1 protein-coding gene is annotated in these 1629 nt (G+C 72.0%); it reads left to right on the top strand.

Translation table 11 applies throughout. From position 1 onward, the window contains the following. Window positions 1–233 precede the first annotated feature (233 nt). Window positions 234–1502 (top strand): glucuronoarabinoxylan endo-1,4-beta-xylanase XynC, encoded by a 1269-nt coding sequence (gene xynC, locus AOK24_RS42830; RefSeq protein ID WP_055725256.1) that lies wholly within the window; start codon window positions 234–236, stop codon window positions 1500–1502. The last annotated feature ends 127 nt before the right edge of the window (window positions 1503–1629 follow it).

Genomic DNA, 1629 nt, shown 5'->3' with positions numbered 1-1629 from the left:
ACGAAGGGGGAGCCTTCTGTTTGCCCGTGCGGAGAGCCTTGACCGTGCCGGGCGGCGTCGTTACCTTGCGACAGATCCGCCACGTGGACACCGTTCAGCATGCCGAACAACGCCGGTGTCTCTCCAGCCGTGTGGCACCACCTCCCGCAGCAAGGGCAGCCCCTGGCGGTGGGAGCGCTCCCGGACGACCCGTGCCCCCGCACGGGCCGGGCACATCTCCACGAGGAGGGGACATGGCACACCGCGCACCCACCCGCAGAACCGTCCTGACGACCCTGGGCGCCCTGCCCGTGCTCACCGCCGCGGGCACCTCAGGCGCCGAGGCCCGCACGATCACCGCCACCGCCGTCATCAACCCCTCCGCCACCCGGCAGACCATCCGCGGCTTCGGCGGCATGACCCACACCGCCTGGATCGGCGACCTCACCGCGGCCCAGCGCGACACCGCCTTCGGCACCGGCGACGGCCGGCTCGGCCTCTCCCTGCTGCGGGTCCCCGTCCCCGAGGACCGCGCGGCCTGGAGCCGCGACCTCGCGACCGCCCAGCGCGCCACCGCCCTGGGCGCCTCCGTGATCGCCTCCCCGTGGAACCCGCCCGCGTCCATGGTCGAGCGCTTCGTCCGCGGCACCCAGACCGACGCCCGGCGCCTGAGGTACGACATGTACGCCGCCTACGCCCGCCACCTCGACGACTTCACCGCCCACTACCGCGCAGGCGGCGTGAACCTGTACGGCATCTCCGTGCAGAACGAACCCGACTACGCCCACGACTGGACCTGGTGGACCCCCGCCGAGATGGTCCGCTTCCTGCGGGACAACGCCGGCGCGATCAGCACCCGGGTCATCGCCCCGGAGTCCTTCCAGTACCTGAAGAACATGTCCGACCCGATCCTCAACGACCCGGTGGCCCTCGCCAACGTGGACATCGTCGGCGCCCACCTCTACGGCACCTCCCTCGCGAACTTCCCCTACCCCCTGTTCAAGCAGAAGGGCGCGGGCAAGGAACTCTGGATGACCGAGGTCTACCACCCCAACAGCTCCGACTCCGCCGACCTCTGGCCCCAGGCCCTCGACGTGGGCGAGCACATCCACCACGCGATGGTCGACGCCGAGTTCCAGGCGTACATCTGGTGGTACATCCGGCGCGGCTACGGCCCGATGCGCGAGGACGGCCAGATCAGCAAACGCGGCGCCGCCATGGCCCACTTCGCGCGGTTCGTGCGCCCCGGATACGTCCGGGTCGACGCGACGGCCAGTCCCGCGACGAACGTCTACGTCTCGGCGTACCGGGGCGGCGGCTCCACGGTCGTCGTCGCCGTCAACAAGGCGGCAGGCGCCGTCAGCCAGCAGTTCACGCTGGTGAACAGCGCCCCGTCGACGGTCGCGTCGTGGGTGACGGACGCCGGCCGCAACGTCGCCTCCCAGGGGACGGCGAGCGTGGCGAACGGCACCTTCACGGCGACGCTGCCCGCGCGCAGCGCCACGACGTTCGTCCTGCGCTGAACCAGAGGTCCCGCGCTGAACCAGAAGCCCTTCGGGTATCCGCTCCACCCGCCGGCGTCCGGGGCGAGCCCCGGGGTCCCCTGTTCCCCGGGCCGCGCCCCAGGGGGAAGGGCGCGGCCCGGGGAAC

The sequence above is a fragment of the Streptomyces niveiscabiei genome (genome assembly GCF_001419795.1).
GTDB classification, from domain to species: Bacteria; Actinomycetota; Actinomycetes; order Streptomycetales; family Streptomycetaceae; genus Streptomyces; species Streptomyces niveiscabiei.
This window is presented reverse-complemented; position numbering and strand designations above follow the sequence as displayed.

Bases quoted from the DNA above. Each gene is read 5' to 3' on its own strand.
- xynC (WP_055725256.1), top strand. From the start codon at position 234: ATGGCACACCGCGCACCCACCCGCAGAACCGTCCTGACGACCCTGGGC.